The organism is [Leptolyngbya] sp. PCC 7376, assembly GCF_000316605.1.
GTDB lineage: Bacteria > Cyanobacteriota > Cyanobacteriia > Cyanobacteriales > MRBY01 > MRBY01.
Map to the genome: position 1 here is coordinate 1,847,171 of NC_019683.1, position 17,362 is coordinate 1,864,532.

Consider the following 17,362-nt stretch of genomic DNA (forward strand, 5'->3'; position numbering starts at 1 on the left):
AAATTTTCATCTCTTAAATCACTGCACCAGTAGGATTGAGCCAGCGACAAACCTCTGCTTTTAGGACAACTAAATCTTTAGAAAGTTCTTGTTTCATCCATTTTCCTAGAGCTTCGAGGGGTGCAAATCCCTCCCCCACTTGCCAGTCAATTTCTTGGCCGAGGGGAGTGAGATGGTTCCCAGGAATTTTGCGAGAGACCACCATATTTGGGAAGCGTTCGAGCAGAATTGGGGATAATTCAGCTGTCTGATCGATGGTGTCGTTTTCGAATTGGATCAGTAAGTTGCGGCGGGTTTGGTAGCTGCTTTGAATGATTTCGTTAGTTTCGGCGGGGCTGGGAGTAAATTCAAAATTATCGATGGAATTGTTCAGGTCAAATTGATCAAGGAAGGGGATGGAGTCCATTTGATCGAGTAGAGGAATAGAGCGTTTTACTGGAAAATTGTTATAGGAAATGAGGACATTACCTGCCCGCTGGACATTAAACAGGCTATTAATAAGCAGGTGAATTTTGCAGCCCATACTATGCCCTACGCCATAAACGGGTAGAAAGCCAATCGTCTGAGCATTTTGCAGTCGGTCTAAGATATTTTCGAAACGATTTAGGACTTGGCGGGCGATCGCCAAATGGTCAAAGCCATTAACAAATGGGGTGGTAATGACGGCAAAGCCAGAATCTGCAAGCCTTTCAAGGAGCCATTTATAAGTCAATTGAGGTGCGGTTCCGACGAATGCCCCACCGAGAAAATGCACGACCCCCACAGGTTGCGCTGGAATCAGATACCAACTGCCCGCCGATTCTTGCCAAATCATTACGTCACCGCACAAATCAATAAGCCTAGATTTTAACAAGTTCGTTGGAAATCCCGCGTTACGGGCGATTCAGAAATGTTTTAAGTTTAACGGGGTCATCCGTAATTAAATAATCAACTTTTTGCGCCAAAAAACGACGAATTTGTTTTTCCTCGGCTTCATGCGAAAGAGCATTGCGAGAAAAAATCGTCCACAGAGCGATCGCCAAACCTTTTTTTTGAGCCTTTGCAAGGGTTTCAGAGTCACCGAGATCGAGATTAAGGCTCAGCAGAGACATATTGAGAAGTGTTGAAGTGAGTGGAGATTGGAACCAAGCGGGCGAATCTACTGCCAAAATCAAACCGTAATTTGGTGTTGCAGTAAGTTGTCTCAGCCAAAAAATTGCCCAAATATCAAACGACGAAATAAAGACTTGTCTATTCATTTCCAGCTCATTTAATAGCGCTAAAACCGCAGCAACTGTTTCTCGCTGCCGCCATGGCGAAGAGATTGGTTTAATTTCAAGGTTGATGCGTAATTTATTTTTGGCGATCGCCAGTACATCTTTTAGCAACGGAATTTTTTCAGATTGCTCAAAATACAGCATTCGTTGACCAACATTGATTACAGGCTGAATATCGAGCTGTTGAATCTCAGCCCATGTCATCTCAGTAATCTTGCCAGATACCCCGGTTAGCCTTTTGGTGTCAGCATCATGGAACACCACCAACTGATTATCTTTCGTCAGAAAAACATCTAGTTCCACACCATCCAAGCCCAAGGCGATCGCCTCCTGAAATCCAGCAAGCGTATTTTCTTGGTGCACTAATGGCACACCCCGATGGCCAAAAATGAGTGGGCGATCGCCACCCTTTTTTCTATTGGTCATCTCTCGAATATTCATGCAGATCGCAACATATTTCTTTAGGGCTGACTTAACCTACGTTTTCTAAAATAAGACAAACGAAGGCTGAGTTTATGGACATTCAACAACTTAATCAGGATTTTGGTATCGACGGCAGCGTTAGGTTTACCGAGGAGCGAGCGGGCTTCCCCATCATCGAGATTAAAAACAATTTTGCCACCGCTGCAATTTCGATTTATGCCGCCCATGTAATTTCATATCAACCCGTTAATACTGATGAGGATCTCATCTACCTGAGTGAGGATGTCATCTATAAAATTGGTACGGCTCTACGGGGTGGCATACCAATTTGTTGGCCGTGGTTTGGGCCCCATCCCACCGATGGCAGCAAGCCGAGTCATGGTGTTGCCCGTAAAACCTTTTGGCAAGTGAGTAGCACCGAAACCACGACAACTGGAGCAACACGAGTCATTTTAAAATTAACTGATTCACAAGAAAGTCGCGCCCTTTGGGATTATCGTTTTGAGCTGGCGATCGCCGTAACGGTAGGTGAAACGCTCAATATTGAATTGATTACCCGCAACACTGGCGACAAAGCATTTGACGTTACACAGGCATTGCACACCTATTTCAAAATCGGCAATGTCGATCAAGTACAAGTGCTGGGTTTAGACGGTTGCGAATATATCGATAAAGTTGATGGTGGCGAGTTCAAAACCCAACTTGGTGAAGTGGCGATCGCCGCGGAAGTTGACCGAGTTTATAACGATCTCCCAGCCGAACTCATCATTGCCGATCCTGCCCTCAACCGCAAAATTCACATCACCTCAAAAAATAGCACCACAGCGATTGTTTGGAATCCTTGGATAAACAAGTCAAAAGCTCTAGGTGATTTTCCGAACGAAGGCTATAAACAAATGATTTGCGTTGAAACGGCCAATGCCGCCAAGGAGGTGATTACTGTTCAACCCCAAAGCCAATATTCCATCACGGTTGAATATCGCAGCGAGTCTTTCTAAAAAATCCCACAAAGAATTTGGAGTGGTGGTCAGGCGATCGCCACTTTATTTTTGCAAATATTTTTAAAGGGCATTCAACACAATCTTGACGATGATGGCGATCGCCGCCGCCGCAATACTGCCGAGAAGAGTGATACGAACAATTTCTGTTTGCTTTTTAATCTCAATTTCGGCTTTTTTCTCAGCTTGCCGAGTCATATATTTTTCAAGCTCTACCGCCAAAGTCGAAACCACTGCCGCGATCACGGCCACATCATCCGCCAAACCCGCAAAAGGAATCACATCCGGCACCGCATCAAAAGGCGATACTAAATACACAAGGGCGGCGATCGCCAGAGCCTTAGATTTCCAGGCGACATTTGGGTCCTTAACCATTTTGGCAAGGGATTGCACCTTACCCCAAACCTCTTTCACAGGCCCTCGACGCATTTCATCGAGACGCACTTTAATTCGCTCAATATCTTCTGGTTTAACCCGCTGCACCACCTTCTGAAAGACCTGTGCAATACGTGTTTTATTCTGTGCCTCTAAAACTTCTTCGACCTGCTCTTCTAGCTCATTTTCTGTTGTATCCACAGCTAAAGGCGCTTGAAATCGCGAGCAAATTTTTTGCCAACGAGAAGGTTCAGGTTCATCCACTAGCTGTTCCGCTTCCACCTCGATCACCTCTGGAATCTCTGGGTCAGGCGATCGCCGCAACTTTTGCCAATAATTTTGGAATCGATCCTGAAGTTTTACCACGGCCCGAAAAGATAGACGATAACTTTACTCTAGCGAAATTTTTCTAAACTTTAGTCGTCTGCTTTATAAGCCGCCCCAAGATAAAGTTCACCCACCTTGGGATTCCCTAATAATTCTTTCCCTGTCCCCTCAAAGCGATCGCGACCATTTTCGAGGACATATCCACGATCCGCCAATTCCAAAGCCCGCTTTGCATTTTGCTCTACAAGAATGATCGCCTTCCCTAAACTATTAACCGCCTTAATCTGCTCAAATACGTTACTCACCAAAATTGGCGACAGCGCCGCGGAAGGCTCATCCAAAACCAACAAATCTGGATCTAACATTAATGCCCGACCCATCGCTAACATTTGACGTTCTCCACCAGAAAGCGTTCCAGCCTGCTGCTTACGACGGGTTTTTAGCACCGGGAACATCGTATAAATTTGCTCTTTGAGATTGGCAAGGGAACCAGACCGGACAAACGCGCCCATCTCTAAATTCTCTTCAATGCTCAAACTACCAAACACATTACGAATTTGCGGCACATAGCACATGCCTCGCTGCACAATTTGATTGGAGCGAAGGCCTACAATATTTTGGCCCTTAAAGGTGATACTGCCTTGGTTTGGGGTCAGTAATCCAAAGATTGTTTTTGCCAGAGTTGATTTGCCAGCACCATTTGGACCAATCACCACAACCAGTTCACCGGGCGCAATCCGAAAATTAATGCCTTGCAGAATATTGAGATCCTTAATGTATCCTGCATGTACATCGTCTACGACCAGTAAGTTTGCCGTGTTTGTCATTGGTTCGGAAAAAAATCAACTATAAATTGCCATTCATAAGCATAAAAGCAAATGGTTTGGTCACCATCATCAAAATTAAGGATATTCCTACAAAGTCTTTAATAAAGCTCATGTATTCCCGAAAACGGCTGGGCTACTATGAAGATTCAAATTGTTTAATTCTTGGTTTAAAGAATCGGCGCTCACACCTTAATATCAAGATTAAAGTTTAAGCAAAGAAGCTCCACAAACTGGAACAATTTGACTGGATTGCTGGCTCTTTTAAGGTATGACGATATTGTCGTCGATGTTTTGTTCATGTTGCGGTTGCTATGAAAACTGATTCGTTCTTTCTTCTTTCTCATCCGGTGATGCTTGCGGCGATCGCCACAGTTTCGATTTCTCCAGCAGCCCAAAGCTATGTCACCCCAGACCGAGAACATCTAACGTCTCAGTTTGTTGAACAAAATATCGCTCAAATTCCTGAACTAGGCGACGCAACAGCAGATCAACAAAACACTCCTCCATCTGGCACAACACCCCAACCCCTGGAAACGACAACCGATCCACCAATCTTAGACCGCGATCTTTTGCCCGACACCTATTGGGATGAAATCAATCCTTTCCAGCGGGTACTTTCCGAGCCTGGCGGTACAACTATCAATAACGCATTGCCAGTCTTTACCCCAACGGGTTTACCAAACTTTTCGTCGCCCTCACCCTCATCGCCATCTTTTGTGAATAATGGTGTTTTGCCTTCACCAGAGATACTCGATGCAGAATATCGTCTGGGAGCAGGTGATACGATTCAACTCGAATTTTTCAATACGCCAGAATATAACGGACAATTTGCCATCGACCCAACAGGAAGCATTACAGCACCTTTGGTTGGCCGAGTAGTCCTCCGAGATCTCACCATTGCAGGAGCGGGCGATCGCCTTGCAGAAGTGTATGCATCAGAGCTGCGTTACCCAGATGTCGATGTAATCTTGATCAACCGCCGTCCTCTACAGGTGGTTTTTTCAGGTGAAATCACTCAACCAGGCCTTTATACTTTTCCCTCCAATACCAACGGCCAAGCCCCAAAGTTATACCAAGCGCTCCAAAATGCTGGTGGTATTACTGCGGCTGGAGACATCGAGAGAATTCAGGTTATCCGCGACTCGACAGATCCGACCCTCTCCCACACTGTGTCTATTAATTTATTGGCTCTACTCAATCAAGGTGATCTAAATCAAAATATTGATTTGCGTGATGGTGACGTCGTCAATATTCCCTCTGCACCCATCATAAATACCGACACCATTAACCAACTAGCCCTCTCCAATGCCCGTTCTCAATCAACACTGCCTGTTGATGTTGCCGTATTAGGTGAAGTTGGTTTACCGGGTCCTTACCGTTTTGGAGCAGGCGATCAAACAACACTTGTCCGCGCTATTCAGCAGGCTGGTGGCCTTACTCCCTTTGCGGATGTACATGAGGTAACCCTAGAGCGAACAACCCGTACTGGCAATATTCAGAAAATCACAATTGATCTCTTTACGATTCTCGAATCGGGTCGCATTGATCAAGATGTAGCGCTGCAAACTGGAGATGTGATCCAAATTCCAGCAACCGAACTTCCCAACAGCGAGGTTACTGCGATCGCCAGCTCAACTCTCTCCACAGGACCTATCGAAGTAGCGATTCTCGGGGAAGTAGAACGACCAGGTGGCTTACAGGTAAGAGCAAATACCTCTCTCAACCAAGCGATTCTTGCTGCTGGTGGATTTAATGGACTCGCCCGCAAAAAAGTAAAATTACTTAGCTTTAATCCCGACGGTAGCGTCACAGAAAGAACAATTGATGTAGATCTCAATCGCACTATTAACGCGGAAGATAACCCAATCTTGCGTCCGAATGACATTGTGATGGTCGGAAAGTCCACTTGGGGTTCAATTAAAGACGCAATAGGAAGCTTCAGTAGCAATCTCAATTTCTTCCTACCTTTCCTCTTTTTCCTTTCCGATCCCCAGCTTTAATCGAGCTATGATGGGGAAACGTAAGCACTTCTCAAATCATACATATTTGTATAAATTGGCTTTGCTTACAACTTGCTTACTAAAACCATTACGGGTTTAAAACCACCTGACATCAGTCAATCATCCGTGCGATCGCTATCTACCCACGAACCATTCCTTAAACCATCATCAACTTGAGAGTTCATGCGGCATTCTTCTTCCTCAAAACGCCATCTCCCCACAGTAGAGGCAAAGACTGTTGAACGGTTCTCTATGACTGCCCCCCAGCAAACTCCCAACCAGCCGAATGCCGAGGATGAAGAATCCGGCGGTAATAAAGTTGGTGAAATCATTGAAATGGTGCAGCGGCGAGCCCTCATCATTATGGGTGTGGCCATCGTGATGATCGGCAACTCAGCGATCAAACTCAGTAAAGTACCGACAACATACAGAGGCAATTTTCAGCTCCTTGTTGAACCTGTTAATGCCGAACTTGCAAGCCTTAGTAATCCAGGTGCAACTAGCTCTGCCCTCGATTATGATACTCAGCTAGCAATTCTCCGTAGCCCAGCTCTACTATTGCCAATTATTGAGGATCTCCGAGAGACATATCCTAGTTTAGGCTTTGGCAGACTATTAGGGGGATTAGAAATCGAACAACTAGGTAAAACAAAAATCATTGAAGTCTCATTTGCAAGTACCAATCAAGCACTCACTAGAGCTGTACTCGACGATCTCTCAACAAGCTATCTAGAATATAGCAAAGAAAAACGTCAAACATTTCTACAGCAAGGTCTACGTTTCGTAGATGAACAACGGCGCATTACCCAAGAAAAAGTTGACGAGCTTCAAAAACAACTACAGGAGTTCCGTCAAAAAAATGGCTTTGCTCGTCCTGAAGATCGTTCGAACCAACTCACGGCACAGCTCGGAAGCTTAGAAGCTGAACGACTAGAGATTGAGCAAGAATTGGCAATCTTAGAAGTCAGTTTACGAAATATACAAACGGAAGAAGGAATTCAAGCATTACTAATCAACGATGGTGCTTATCAAGATATCCGTGCGCAGATTAGAGAAGTAGATACACAACTTGGTCTTGAACGCACTCGGTTTCAAGAGGGCAATTCAGTCATTCAGGCACTTAAGCAGAGACGAGACACCTTACTACCTGTGCTACAGCAACAGGTAAATGCAACCGTTGAAGCAAAGTTAGCAGAAGGATCTGCCCAAATAAGGCTATACAATACTCGTTTACAGAACATCGATGCAGCACGAACTAGGATCAGTGAGGAAATCCAAAATCTATCCGCTCTCATTCGCGAATACAATAATATTGAAAGACAATTAGGCATTGCCGTAGGGAGCCTGACAAATTTTTTACAGAGTCGCCAAGCACTCCAGATAGAAGCAGCTCAGAGCGAAATTCCTTGGGAACTAGTGCGGGAACCTTCTGCATTTGCTCAACCTAATGACTTTATGAAAGCACTACAGAATAAGATTGTTGTGGGTATTGTTGCGGGTTTAGCTGTGGCTTTTGCCTTAGATAAACTAGATGGTAGTTTCCATACTATTAGTGCTCTCCAAAGAAAAGTCAAACCACCTATTTTAGGTGTATTACCCTTTAATCAACAAGTCTTTCTATCTCAAGAAAATAGCGGAAAGGCAAAAAAGCGCAAGCGTAAATTTCTCAATCGTGTTAAACAGCTCATGATTCGACTGAGCCAACGCTTCTCCAGTAGCGCCAGTAAGTTGGCGATCGCCTTGTTTGAAGAATACGATGGTACCGTCGAATTTTTTGAATCATTACGGGTTATTCATACGAACATCATGCCGTTGATAGAGGAACGCAATTACAAAACCTTTGTTGTTAGTGCAGCAACAGTAGGTGATGGAAAAACAACTGTTGCGATCAATTGGGCAGATACGGCTGCTGTTATGGGGCAAAAGGTGCTCTTGATTGATGCCAATTTTCGTAAGCCAGAAATCCCTGAATTTCTCAACCTAGATAATGATGCTGGTCTGGTGGATTTATTACGGGAACCAACCCAGGACATTACATCCTATGTAAAAAAAGTCTTTGAGGATCGCGAGCTTTTCGTATTATCTCCTGGCAAGTCGGAAGACGAGATTGCCAAACTTCTGAATAACGAACGACTTGATTCTGTCATGGCTAAGTTAGAACAAGAATTTGACCTAATTATTCTTGATATTCCCAGTATGCTTGGTCTGGCTGATGCAACCCTATTTAGCCGAAATACTGACGCCCTCATTTTAGTGACGAGTCTCCACAAAACCCGACAAACCATATTACAAGAAACTCTCGATGAGCTGGAGAACAAACAAATTCCGGTACTTGGCCTAGTTGTCAATCGTCAAAAAGGTGCGGCTCCCGTGCTCCGGGCAACCCTTAGCCAATCCAGTAATACCAATTATTTCCCGGATCTGGAGAATAATAGCGATATTCCACCCACAATAGAGCAATCTCTCGCGTCCTTAGAAGTAGAGGATTCAGAAAACTTAGAGGGTGTACCAGATTACGAGCATGGGATTGGTGAACATACTAATGACGATGGCGAAGTTTTACAACAGCTACCAGTGGCAGAGAATAATGAAAAAGAGGAAAGTATTATCTAACGTAAGTTCAGGATAAGAAGCGCTGATGAAATAAGAGAGGAGGAATAGAATCAGAATTACAAATGAACTATCCCGAATGTCATTCAGAACGAATTTGCAAAAATGGCTTTCGTCATGGCCAGCAAAACCATAAGAGTAAAGATTGTGCCCGCTAATTTGTTGTATAGCAATGGCCAGTTGGTTGAGGGAGTAGTATGGGAGTTGTTGTGTGAAGTAAAGATGCCAGTTGCTTATAGCAAGGACCTACGTTGTAAAGCTCTTGCAGCCGTGGAGCGAGGTATCCCCAAAAAAGATGTCTATGAAATGTTCAATATTGGTCGCAATAGTCTTTACCTTTGGAGAAAACGTCTAGAAGAAACAGGGAGCTACAGCGCGAAAACAGGGTATCAGAAAGGCTATGGTCATAAAATCACAGACTTGGAAGTATTCAAAAGCTTTGTGCAACAGCATGCAGACAAAACCCAAGCAGAAATGGCAGAGCTGTGGCCTGGTGAAGTGAGTCGTCGTACCATCTCCAGAATGTTGAAGAAGATAGGTTTTACTCGAAAAAAAGACCTATGGATATCAAGAAAGGGATGAACAGAAGCGACAGGAATTCAGAAAAGGATTGGCAAGATTGAAACCCGAGCAAATCATCTACTGTGATGAGTCAGGAATGGATGAGCGAGATGGTCAGTATGACTATGGCTATAGTCCCGAAGGAGAAAGAGTTTACGACCTCAAGTCAGAAAGTCGTCGCGGTAGAGTCAATATGATTGCAGCCTGGCATCAGGGTAGATTGTTTGCTCCCTTTACGGTGGAAGGCTCTTGTAATCGCCATGTGTTTGAGGTGTGGCTAGAGAATTGTTTACTACCAGAATTACAACCTCATCAGGTGTTGATTTTGGATAATGCCACATTCCACAAGGGAGGGAGGATTGTAGAAATCCTTGCGCAAGCGAAATGTGAGGTGTGGTATCTGCCTCCTTACTCACCAGATTTAAACAGAATTGAACAGTGTTGGTCTTGGTTGAAAAGCCGCATTCGAAAGCAACTCAAACACTGTCCATGGGTATGCAAATTAACGTGAGTTCGGGATAAGGAAATGAGGTTCTAATCAAGCTGAAGAGAAGGTTTCTTAGGCTGATGACAGTAGGCAATTAACCGCAAAGCAAGTTGACACAAAAGTTGCCAGGACTGCGATGGCGGGAATGCTCAATCTGAGAAATATTCTTCAGTTGGTCAGTGACGGTCTCAATTAAAGCTCGCTTGCGGGCCAAAACTTTGTCACGCCAAAGCATCAGGTGATTCTTCATATTGCGACGAGGCTTAGCTAGAAGCCTCACATCATATTCTTCTTGCAAATACTGTGCCAGAGCTTGAGAGACGTAACTTTTATCTGCAAAGACTTTTCCCGATAACTCTTTCAAAAGCTCCACTACCGGTTTTCTATCATCGGTGTTGCCGGGTGTGACCTTCACATTGAGTAATTCTCCACGGTCATTGATAACCAGATGTAGTTTGAAGCCAAAGAACCAACCCACAGAGGTTTTACCTCGAGCGGCATGACCATCAAAAACGCGATGTTGAGAGATGCGGCGATTGTGACAAACCTTGATACTGGTGGCATCAATAAAGCTGATACCTGTGCATGAACCATAACAGTGCTGTAGGTAGACACATAGAGGTACTAACGTCGAAGGCATCCACTCCACAAAACGTTGGTAACGTGAGTTCGGGATAAGGAATTGGGATGAAATCCCTCCAAATTAGCCTAAAACTCCTATGAATCAATGGTTTGTTTGGAATTTTATCTATTTGCTGATTTGCAACAAAGCATTTTTATTGAAAATATCTTGTGGATTGAACTCAATCAGTAGAATATTGCATAAAATAATTGCTGCTCAATAAAGAAAAAAAGCCTCAAACCCACATTGGGAGAGACTTTTCCCCTATTGTTCTTATCCCGAACTCACGTTAAGAAACCTTCTCTCCAACTCAATTAGAGTCTCATTTCCTTGTCCAGAACTCACGTTAACTACAACAGACCACCAAGGATGCCTGCAATCGAAGACAATCCCTGTGTTGCACCAGCAATGCCTTCAGCCGTCGCTCCGGCCTCGCCAGCGGCAGATTCACCACCTTCAGACGCTCCATCAAGATCGCCAGCCGCATTGAGAGCTGCACCTGCTGTCGAAGCTTCGCCTAAAAGACTCGCTCCCCCGGTTTCCGGTGCTAACAGTAAGGGCAACACTTGCTTCGCCAAATCTCCCATAATTTGCAGCCCTTGAATCGCTTGCTCGCTGGCAATCTTCATATTCTCCGTGGCTTGTTCGCCCGCAGCTTTCGCCCCGGCTTCCGCAGCTTGAATACTTTGAGCGCCAATCGCAGTGGTTGCCGTCGCATTGCTCATATCGCGGAACATATTGGCCGCAGTCAAAGCCTGCATCAGTGCATCTGTAGAACTTTGGGCAGAGTTAGCAGCTGCATTAATCGCCTCTTGGGGAGAAGCCGGATGGATATGAATCGCTTCGGGATCGAAGCCCGCTGCTGCCAGATCGGATAGCAATTCTGCTGCGCCTTTGTGACCGCCTGCGGTGAGCTTATCGATTTCCGGGGGCATGATCTGAATAGGCGAGTCTTGCCAGTTCCAGAATCGCGTGAGATCGATTTTCTCGGCACAGTTAGCGCGACCCAGTACGGCTTCCGCAAACACACCGCCCGTGGGAATTGGCACCAGGGTTTCCTTCAGCCCCCCATCCCCATGGGGCTCGCCCACCAGATCCAGATACGCTTCCTTTACTTCGTCAGTCACGCTGCTATAGCCTGTCTTAGTCTGCCAAGCGGTGAAATCGCGATCGAGTAGCCCCGTTTCCAGCAACCAATCCAACTTCTCGTTTTCATTGTCAAAATGCCAGGGGAAAGCCACACAATTCCCTAGCAGGGCAACAGGGTTAGGTTCAATAGTGGGCGCAACAGGTTTGCCTTTGTAGGTAACCGTCAGCAACGCCTTCATCCAATCCGTGGGATCCATATCCAGCCAAATTCCCTGACTGTAATACAGGGCATTCTCTTCTAGATGTTGAATTGCCCCCGACTCGTCTTCCTTGGAAACCTGGAAGTGAACTGCTTCATACCCGCAATAGTCCCCGGTCAAGGTAATCACCTGGGTGTAGCTATCGGTTTCATTGCCTTTGCGGAAGTGATAGGTCAGGTTAAGGGCATTCCCCGCCTGGGCATAATCTGGGTCGTAGAGAACCTTAGCCAACTGGCTCACGGGCACATTGCTATCCACAAAAACGCTGCCACTGGCTTCACCGCTGGAGTCCCCCGGAATGCCACCAGGACCGCTATTGAGCATCGTGCCATCGTTAAACATCAGCTGGATGCCATCGATAAAGCCAGAGCCCTGTAGCTGGTAATCAATCTTGACCAGTTGAGGATTGGTGAATTTCACCTCGTGTAACTGATTCCCGCTGGGATTGACGAGCTTGACGGTATGCCCTTCGCGCCAGTTATTTTCGTTGGCGGCGGCGAGCTGTTCTTTGACCGTTGCATCGGTGGTGAGGGCTTCTAGAACGCGGCGGTAGCGCAGGATAACGCGTGGATCTTTGAAGTCGAACAGCTTCACCGGCACGAAAATGCGACGTTCGTAGTCGATCGCCCGAGTCGCGACCCGGTAGTTTTGCACCACCTCGTAATACTGCATCGTCATGGGATGCATGTGGTTATAGTTCGCCACCACCCGCGTGGTCAGAGTCTCGGTTTCGCTTTCGCGGGTTTCTTGCACCACTGCCGATCGCCGTTCCCGAGCTGCGTTGGCCTGTTGATGGGTGCGACCGTTGATATCCCGGTTGTTTTGGGAGGAGAGATTACGGGTTCCTTCCGATCGCGAAACGCTGGTGGTGAGGCTATTATTCCGAGAACTGGAGCTGCTGCCGCCCACACTGCCTAGAATGCCAAAGGCAAAGCCCCCAGAGCTACTGCTTTGGCTGGCATCGCTAGTAGTTTCGGTACGGTTGGAGCCAAATTGGGTTTCACGAGCGACGGAGTTGGTGATCGACGAGATCGCCATCTGATGGTCTGTATCCCAACTCATATCGTCGGTTTGCTCCAAAGACTCACCCCGTTGTCCCAGGGTTTGCTGCATCCAGTTGGTCACCGCCAAACGGGTCGCTTCACCGGGAGCCAGAGCCAGACTGTGAATCATGGGGCCGAGGGTGACTCCTTCGGCATACCAAGATTGCTCGCTTAACACTCGAATCCCTAACGCCGCTTCGTTAAACCCTTCTTGGGTGAGTGCCGTATGGAGCAGGTCAATTTGTCCCTCTTGACTGAGGTCGAAGGTGGCATGGCCTTCATCTCCGTCGTGCACCAGGTCAGCATCAATAATGTAGGTGCTTTGATAGTAGGCTTTCTGGCTCGCCATATTGCCGCTTTTGGGCAGCAGGTCGGTGGGGGTACCGTTGCGATCGCCGGTGGTCGCTTGGCTGCTTTCCCCTTCCGTCTCAAACGTATCCATCAACAGGGCGCGGGCGGTTTGGAAAGGCGTCCACAGGGCAAAATCCCGAATCGTTTCAACGCCCAATTCTTCTTTGATTTTGGCGGCGGCTTGGGGGTGATTAAAGCGCAGTTTGTCGATGCTCTCACCGCCAATGGTGGCCGGGTTGACCTCTTCACCATCACTTTGATTGAGGAGATCCCCCGGCACGAGGCCATCTTTGAGCGCTTCTCGAGCTAGCTCGCTCTGGGGCGCAACCAGGCTTAAGGCGGCGTTAAAGATGCCGGAAGTGGCGAGATCGAAGATCGTATGAATTTTGAGTTCTTCGCGGAGAGTTTGAGCCATGGCTCCCCCCACCCCCAAGAGGCGATCGCTAGGTGCTTTGAGGAGGTCGAGGCGTGGTAACTCAGCTGCTGAGCCTTTCACCAGTTTGGAAAAGTTAGACATGATGATTTGTATTAATTGAGTTTTCAGAAATGGTCAGGATGGAATCAATCGGGCTCTTACTCGGTTTCTGCCTCGTCATCCTGTTTTTCTGGTGTATGCTCGTCCGTCGATTTAGCGGACTTTTTAGCTTTACTTGCCGCAGCTTGCCAGCGACCTTGCGGAGTTTTAGAGTGCGCCGTTGTGGACTGCCAATGGCCGACAATTTTGCGCAGGGCGTCTTCCTGTTGGCTGGTGGGGCTGTCTCCGTCACCGCTTTCGCCAACACTTTCGCCGCTGTTCGGGTCGGTCGCTCCCCCTGTTTCTCCAGTCTCAGGAGTCGCCGCTTCTGCGGAAGTGGGATCGTCACCCTTGCCTTCCAACTCTCCAGCGGCATTAATCGCTGCACCCGCGTTGGTGGGGTTTTTGGGAAGGAGTCCTGCTCCCGCCGGGCCACCCAGAATCGACGACACCACGTCAGAGGCAATTCCCAAACCTTTGGTGAACTGTTCGGCGGCGGTCTTGCCACTCTCTGTAGCCTGTTTACCGGCTTCGGTTGCGCCAGCTTGGGCGGAGGTCATCCCTTGTTGCAGCAGGCTAGCCACACCTGCGGCGTTGCTCATATCGCGGAAGATATTCGAGGCGGCGAGGGCTTTCATTGCCGAGGCGGTCATACCATCGCCCATTGCTGCGCCCGTTGCAGCGGGTTCTTCGGTATGGAGGTGGATGGTCTGCGGGGCCAAGCCTTGGGCTTTGAGGGCTTTGAGGAGTTCCACTGAGCCCCGATTGCCCATTTTGAGGGGGTTGATTTCAGTGGGGACGATGGGGATGGGGGAGTCTTTCCAGTTCCAGAAGCGGGTGAGGTCGAGTTTCTCGGCGCTGTTGGCTCGGCCCAGCACGGCTTCCGCAAAGACGCCGCCGGTGGGCATGGGGACGGTGGTTTCTTCCTGTCCTTTGTCGCCTTCGATCTCGTCATGTTCTGCGAGATAAGCTACTTTCACTGCTTCGGTGATTTCGGTGTGGCCTTTCTTTTGCATCCAGGCGCGGAAGTCTTTGTAGAGGAGTTTATTTTCTAGGAGCCAGTCGAGTTTATGGGCGGGGTCGCGGAAGCGCCAGGGAAAGGCGATGTAGTTCCCGACCATGGTGGTGGGGGTGGGGTCAAGATTTGCACCAACGGATTCGCCGCGATAGGTGAAGTGCCCCAGCGCTTTTGCCCATTCTCCTTGGCTCATGCTCGCCCAAATTGCACGGGAGTAGTAAATTGCGTTTTCGTTGAGATGTTGGATAATCTCCCGCGTTGCCTCATGGTTCACAACTGCCGGTTTAAAGTCGAGAATCCTCCAGCCATGAAAACTTCCCAAATTGTCCCATGAAGAATACGAAAGTGAGTGCTTCCATTCGGAAATTTGACCACTCTTGGATTGAAAATGAAAAGTCAAGAAATAAAGCGTAGTGTTCCAACTTCGTGGGTTCAAATAGACATCACTAATGCGACCAACATCAATACTCACATCTTTGCTTCCACTAGCAGGAGTGCCATAGCCTAAAACATCTTCTTCAGAGCCATCTGTAAATTCGAAGGCAAGGCAATCCACACCACCTGATGCTGACCAAGTTATTTTGGTTAGCGTTGCTCCCGGGAACGGGATAGTAAACAATACCTGACCCTGCTCTCGCGGGTGAATTGAAACAAATGTTTCCGCATGATCTTTCCAACTATTCTTCTCTGCGTCTTGTAGTGCCAATTTCACAGAATCTGTCAAGGCAGCCGATTCTAACACACCTCGATAACGATCGATAATCCGATAATCCTTAAAGTCGAATGGCTTAAACGGAATAAACGCGTGACGTTCGTACTTCGCAGCTTTTGTCACCACTCGATAAGTCTGCACCGTTTCGTAATATTGCACCGAGAGCGCGTGCATATGGTTGTAGTTCGTCACCACACGGGTAGACATCTTGCCCCCCTCCGCCGCCGTGGTTTCTTGCACCACCGCCGATCGCCGCGCTCGCGCCGAACTCGCCTGCTGGTGAGTGTTCTGGTGCAAATCGCGATTCATCCGGGTGGACAAACTCCGCGTCCCACTGCTGCGGGAAACATTCGTCGCCAAACTGTGCTGGTGAGAGCTGGAACTGCTGCCGCCCACATGCCAGAGCAACGCCCCGAAACCACCGGAGCTACCGTGCTGAGACGAATCACTCTCGCTGGTTGCTGTCGAAGACCCCGTTTGCGTTTCCTTCGCCACCGCATCCGTGACTTCATTAATTGCCTGATGCTCGCTGGTATCCGAGTCGGTATCTTCCGTTTGGCTCACCGCTTCTTGGCGATCGCCCGTCGTCGCGCGCTCCCAAGAGGTCACGGCAATGCGGGTACTTTCCCCCGGAGCCAAGGGCACACTATGGAGCAACTCCCCCAGCGTCACCCCCTGGGCATACCAACACTGTTCGCTGGTAATCGAGACCCCCACTGCTGGCTTGGTGAACCCGCCCCGCAGCAGAGCCGTCTGCATCAGATCGAGGGTGCCCTCCTCCGCTAAGTCCGTGGTTCGCACGGCATCTTCCGGTGGTGGACCTTCCCCTTCCGTGCCCGCTGCTTTTTTCTGCTGGGCGATCGCATCCGTTACATCGTTGTCTGTTAAGTCTGTATCGATTAAATGCAACCCTTGGAAGTAGGCGCGCTCAACTGGATAATTGCCACTCGTGGGAATTAGATCTTGTGGCGCTTCGGCATCTGCTTTAGCAACAGTTCCATGGGGCTTGCCAAAAACCCCAGCCAAAATTACCCGCGCAGCTTGAAAAGGTGTCCAGAGAGCGAGATCGCGAATACTCTCAATCCCTAAGGTATCTTTCAACGCCGTCGCAGCGGCAGCATTGGGCAGATTCAGTTGCTCGATCCCTAGACCACTAAAATCCTGAACTTGACTTAGATCGACGCCATCCTGAAGCAAATCGGCAGGAATCAAACCATGCCGAGCATATTCCTGCATCACAGGATTTGTAGGATCGACTAACTCCAGAGCACTATTAAAGACACGGGACGTTGCCAGATCGAAAATACTGCTAATGTTCAGGCTCTCTTTGAGAGTTCTGGTGACTTTGTTCGTGATTCCTAGCAGTTGATTAACATCAGCTTTCAGCAGTTCGCTCCCTTTAAGAGATGCTGAAGTGCTCTTAACCAGATGGGAACGATCAAAAGTTGTGATTGTCATCTTAATTTCTCATATATATTATTAAGTATCAGTTAATAAAAGGTGAGCATTTGATAAAGAATCAATCTTGTGCTGACCTACTATCTTAAATAGGCACGATAGTGTAAATTTTCCAGGGGCTTTTGAAGTTGCAAGAAAAAGACTTGTTTCTTTATTTTCGACAATAGACCTCTTGTATAAACCAAGAAAGCAAAGAGATCCTATCGTTGACAACCCCAGAGTTCTTTAGCCCAATGGATAGCTTTGAAGAAGCATTATCAGCAAGCCTTCCACTGACAGACATTGTGACCACCCTTTTTCCCTTAGTGGTCTCATAATTTTCAGAACATCCACCATGAGATGGAAAGTTTGCCTATTAACACTACAGCGACGGCAAAAGTTAATAAACAACAGCTCTTTTTGCCTTTCGTCATATATTGCTTTCTCAACTC

10 protein-coding genes and 2 pseudogenes are annotated in these 17,362 nt (G+C 47.5%); 5 read left to right on the top strand and 7 right to left on the bottom strand.

The window, feature by feature from the left end; genetic code table 11:
• Positions 1 to 13 precede the first annotated feature (13 nt).
• Positions 14 to 814: a DUF1350 family protein gene (locus tag LEPTO7376_RS08175; RefSeq protein WP_015133729.1), complete on the bottom strand. Its 801-nt coding sequence runs from the start codon at positions 812 to 814 to the stop codon at positions 14 to 16.
• A 58-nt stretch (positions 815 to 872) separates the two neighbouring features.
• Entirely contained in the window at positions 873 to 1,682 is an 810-nt protein-coding gene (locus tag LEPTO7376_RS23400) for a glycerophosphodiester phosphodiesterase (RefSeq protein ID WP_160148417.1), read from the bottom strand.
• Between the two features lie 89 nt (positions 1,683 to 1,771).
• On the opposite strand from LEPTO7376_RS23400, the gene LEPTO7376_RS08185 reads away from it, so the two are divergent.
• Positions 1,772 to 2,677, top strand: a complete 906-nt coding sequence (locus LEPTO7376_RS08185; RefSeq protein ID WP_015133731.1) for a D-hexose-6-phosphate mutarotase — start codon at positions 1,772 to 1,774, stop codon at positions 2,675 to 2,677.
• A 63-nt stretch (positions 2,678 to 2,740) separates the two neighbouring features.
• On the opposite strand, the gene LEPTO7376_RS08190 is transcribed toward LEPTO7376_RS08185, so the two are convergent.
• Together LEPTO7376_RS08190 and LEPTO7376_RS08195 are read right to left on the bottom strand one after the other, a co-directional pair.
• Complete coding sequence (locus LEPTO7376_RS08190) at positions 2,741 to 3,418, bottom strand: YkvA family protein (protein WP_015133732.1); 678 nt, start codon at positions 3,416 to 3,418, stop codon at positions 2,741 to 2,743.
• Between the two features lie 50 nt (positions 3,419 to 3,468).
• Positions 3,469 to 4,206 (bottom strand): ABC transporter ATP-binding protein, encoded by a 738-nt coding sequence (locus LEPTO7376_RS08195; protein WP_015133733.1) that lies wholly within the window; start codon positions 4,204 to 4,206, stop codon positions 3,469 to 3,471.
• Positions 4,207 to 4,517: 311 nt separating this feature from the next.
• Between LEPTO7376_RS08195 and LEPTO7376_RS08200 the strand changes: the two genes are divergently transcribed.
• The 4 genes and pseudogenes from LEPTO7376_RS08200 to LEPTO7376_RS25655 all read left to right on the top strand — a co-directional run bounded on the left by LEPTO7376_RS08200 (position 4,518) and on the right by LEPTO7376_RS25655 (position 9,888).
• A complete protein-coding gene (locus tag LEPTO7376_RS08200; protein WP_015133734.1) occupies positions 4,518 to 6,206 on the top strand; it encodes an SLBB domain-containing protein in 1,689 nt (562 codons plus the stop codon).
• Positions 6,207 to 6,389: 183 nt separating this feature from the next.
• Positions 6,390 to 8,819 (top strand): tyrosine-protein kinase domain-containing protein, encoded by a 2,430-nt coding sequence (locus LEPTO7376_RS08205; protein ID WP_015133735.1) that lies wholly within the window; start codon positions 6,390 to 6,392, stop codon positions 8,817 to 8,819.
• A gap of 62 nt (positions 8,820 to 8,881) precedes the next feature.
• Positions 8,882 to 8,971 (top strand): annotated as a pseudogene (locus LEPTO7376_RS28970) (IS1 family transposase); the annotation flags it as partial.
• Positions 8,972 to 9,038: 67 nt separating this feature from the next.
• A protein-coding gene (locus LEPTO7376_RS25655) for an IS630 family transposase (protein ID WP_160148418.1) occupies positions 9,039 to 9,888 on the top strand; the annotation gives its coding sequence in 2 pieces (ribosomal slippage) (positions 9,039 to 9,365 and positions 9,367 to 9,888; 849 coding nt in all).
• A 23-nt stretch (positions 9,889 to 9,911) separates the two neighbouring features.
• Here LEPTO7376_RS25655 and LEPTO7376_RS08220 read toward each other — a convergent pair.
• The 3 genes and pseudogenes from LEPTO7376_RS08220 to LEPTO7376_RS08230 all read right to left on the bottom strand — a co-directional run.
• Positions 9,912 to 10,525, bottom strand: a pseudogene (locus LEPTO7376_RS08220) (IS982 family transposase); the annotation flags it as partial.
• Positions 10,526 to 10,836: 311 nt separating this feature from the next.
• Positions 10,837 to 13,644, bottom strand: a complete 2,808-nt coding sequence (locus LEPTO7376_RS08225; protein ID WP_216700288.1) for a hypothetical protein — start codon at positions 13,642 to 13,644, stop codon at positions 10,837 to 10,839.
• A gap of 158 nt (positions 13,645 to 13,802) precedes the next feature.
• Positions 13,803 to 16,931 (bottom strand): hypothetical protein, encoded by a 3,129-nt coding sequence (locus tag LEPTO7376_RS08230; protein WP_015133738.1) that lies wholly within the window; start codon positions 16,929 to 16,931, stop codon positions 13,803 to 13,805.
• Between the last annotated feature and the right edge of the window lie 431 nt (positions 16,932 to 17,362).